Genomic DNA, 3,388 nt, shown 5'->3' on the forward strand with positions numbered 1-3,388 from the left:
AGTTAATTAAGACTATTCATCTTCATGAAACAAATTTTTTCTTATCTTAATCGTTCATTCAATCAACGTGTAGCGATATCTAGTTATTGCATGCACTTCTATAACTTATTGCATATGCTTAGTTTATATGGGCGTACTGGCAGCTGACTATGACTCAACAACCTTCAAACGAAACCTCTATGAATCTCACTGAATTAAAAAAGAACTCCGTTGCTGAACTGCTGAATATTGCAAAAGAAATGGGACTAGATAATCTTGCGCGTAGCCGCAAACAGGACATTATCTTTGCCATCTTAAAAAAACATGCCAAAAACGGTGAAGCCATTTATGGTGATGGTGTACTCGAAGTGCTTCCGGATGGGTTTGGCTTTCTTCGTTCTTCAGAAGGCTCTTATTTGGCAGGTCCTGATGATATTTATGTTAGCCCAAGTCAAATTAGACGTTTTAGTTTGAAAACTGGGGATTCAATTGCAGGTACTATCCGCCCACCAAAAGATTCTGAACGTTATTTTGCACTACTAAAAGTTGGCGAAATCAACTTTGATACTCCAGATCGCTCACGTCATAAGCTGATTTTCGAAAACCTTACCCCACTATTTCCCACCCAACAATTAAAGTTAGAAATGGGTAATGGAACCACCGAAGATTTGACCGGACGCGTTATCGATTTAATTGCTCCAATAGGTAAAGGTCAACGCTCTATCATCGTAGCCCCACCAAAAGCAGGTAAAACGGTATTACTGCAAACCATCGCCCAGTCTATTACTCGTAATAACCCAGAATGCTATCTTATCGTACTTTTAATTGACGAGCGTCCAGAAGAAGTTACTGAAATGCAGCGTACGGTACGTGGTGAAGTTGTTGCGTCTACCTTTGATGAGCCTCCACAGCGTCACGTACAAGTTGCTGAGATGGTTATTGAAAAAGCAAAACGTTTGGTAGAGCATAAGCAAGACGTGGTCATTTTATTAGACTCAATCACCCGCCTAGCTCGTGCTTATAATACGGTTGTCCCATCTTCAGGTAAAGTATTAACCGGTGGTGTGGATGCCAATGCTTTAGCCCAGCCTAAGCGTTTCTTTGGTGCGGCACGTAATATTGAAGAAGGTGGTAGCTTAACCATTATTTCAACTGCTTTAATTGATACCGGCAGTAAAATGGACAGCGTTATCTTTGAAGAGTTTAAAGGTACCGGCAACCAAGAGATTACTCTTGAACGTGATTTGGCTGAGAAGCGTGTGTTCCCAGCCATAAACATCAGGAAGTCTGGTACGCGCCGTGAAGAGCGTTTATTGGATGAAGACACGCTGCGCAAGGTATGGATTTTGCGTAAATTGCTACAACCTATGGATGGGGTTCAGGCCACTGAATTCTTGCTAGATCGTTTAAAAGAAGCCAAAACCAATGATGACTTCTTTGATCAAATGAAGCGCAAGTCTCAAAATTAATTTTAAGAATATAATTTGCAGTTGATATGCTGTTAACCCTTAAAAATAAGACTACCAATAGGTGGTCTTTTTCTTTACTTAATTTTACTATGGATACAACCATGAAATAAATTTAACGTATTTGCTGCAAACAATGAAAGCTTTAGAACACTTAAATATATGCAACAGTATAAGATATATTCTATATATGTGACTTTCAACAATTATATTCTATTACTCTTTTTGATTGTACTGGTTAAGTCAAAGCAATAATTCTGTATTACATACTTTTATTAATTTTTTATAGTTCAGACAAGGAAGATACCATGAAAGCGATTAAATCTATTGCTCTTGCCTCAATGACTAGCTCAGCTCTTTTTTTAGCAGGCTGTAATGCAACAGGTGGTTTAAATAGTATGAGCAATACTGCTAAAGGTGCAACAGCAGGTGCAGTAGCCGGTGCTTTAATTAAATCTGGTGGCAATAGCAAAGATATAGCCAAAGGTGCAGCAGCGGGTGCAGCTATTGGTGGCGTTGGTGGTTATGTGATTGATCATACCAAGTAAATCAGTTAATTGTATTAATTAATTTCATAATGAAGTATTGATTATAAATCTTTATAGCATCAATAACTTTTAAATCATTATTTTTATCAACTTTTATTTGCTTAGATTAACAATAAAAAAAGCCTGCGATTTAGCAGGCTTTTTCATGAAATGGTCATTCATAATTGTCAAAAATCGTAATGCATATACCATAAAAGAATTACATTCTTTCTTCAGTTAAAATAGAAAGTTGGAATATAATTTATATGCAAGAGAATGTCCAAATCTGTTTATTTTTTGCTACCTTTAGAGAGGGCGTTATAACTATCAATCAATGGTGCATACTCTGGACAAATCTCATGGAACAAGTTGGTGTAACCTTCCATATCTTCACGCCAATCGCGGCGTAATTCATTCATCATTGCAAACCAATTAATAAGCTGTGCGCCAGATTGCTGCATACGTAGCCAAGCTGCATTACGCGCCATGTCATTTGTAGTACCTGAAGCATCTGTTACAACGAAGACTTCATAGCCTTCTGCAAGTGCAGATAACGCTGGAAACGCGACACAAACTTCAGTGACGATACCGGCAATAATGATTTGCTTACGACCTGTATCTTTTACTGCTTTTACAAAATCCTTATTATCCCAAGCATTGATTTGACCAGGTCGCGCTATATAAGGCGCATCACTAAACATCTCTTTTAGCTCTGGAATCATTGGACCATTGGGGCCTTGCTCGAAGCTAGTCGTCATGATTGCAGGCAGATCAAAATAATCAGTGATTTTTGCCATTGCCATTACGTTATTTTTGAAATCTGCAGCTGGCATATCACGGCATAAAGACAACAGACCAGATTGATGGTCAACAAATAATACTACCGCATCATCTTTGTTTAGGCGATTGTAGCCAACTTTGCTCTCAGACTTAAATATAGACATGATTTTTCCCTATTTTTTATTTATATTGATTGTAAACTTTTGGATTTTTTTATATTCTTTTCTTGATAATTACGTAGATTAACTTGAGATAATTAAGAGATATTCAACTTATACATTGTATTTCATCTATAGTTTGTAAAACTTTAAATAAGTTAAAGTATTTAATTAAACTACGATTTAGAAGTATTTTCTATAGGTTTTATAAATAGTAACTAATGAAGTGTATTGAGTTACTAAGAAAAACTAAATACTCGTTCAGTCTAACAAATATGATGCTGTATGCTTTGTTTACTTAGTATTTTTTGGTAATTACTTTGTAAGCTTTGTATAATAATGTAAGCCATAACAATTATTTAGGTTGCATAATTTCTTAAACTGATTAAGTTCTCATACTTGTTGGTTGCTCAGACTTAGAAATAACAAATGCTCATTTTCAACCAATTAAAAGTTCAACATGAGCTATAAATTATTT

Annotated in this window: 3 protein-coding genes; 2 read left to right on the forward strand and 1 reads right to left on the reverse strand. The window is 36.0% G+C overall.

Translation table 11 applies throughout. The annotated features are described in order from the left end of the window. Positions 1 to 179: 179 nt before the first annotated feature. A complete protein-coding gene (gene rho, locus QZ265_RS10250) occupies positions 180 to 1,448 on the forward strand; it encodes a transcription termination factor Rho (protein WP_296405879.1) in 1,269 nt (422 codons plus the stop codon). A 305-nt stretch (positions 1,449 to 1,753) separates the two neighbouring features. Continuing rightward, on the forward strand, positions 1,754 to 1,993 hold the full coding sequence (locus tag QZ265_RS10255; protein WP_296405875.1) for a glycine zipper family protein: 240 nt from the start codon (positions 1,754 to 1,756) through the stop codon (positions 1,991 to 1,993). A gap of 269 nt (positions 1,994 to 2,262) precedes the next feature. On the opposite strand, the gene ycaC is transcribed toward QZ265_RS10255, so the two are convergent. Continuing rightward, complete coding sequence (gene ycaC, locus QZ265_RS10260; RefSeq protein ID WP_296405877.1) at positions 2,263 to 2,916, reverse strand: isochorismate family cysteine hydrolase YcaC; 654 nt, start codon at positions 2,914 to 2,916, stop codon at positions 2,263 to 2,265. Positions 2,917 to 3,388 lie beyond the last annotated feature (472 nt).

It is taken from the genome of Psychrobacter sp. (assembly GCF_018260395.1).
GTDB lineage: Bacteria > Pseudomonadota > Gammaproteobacteria > Pseudomonadales > Moraxellaceae > Psychrobacter.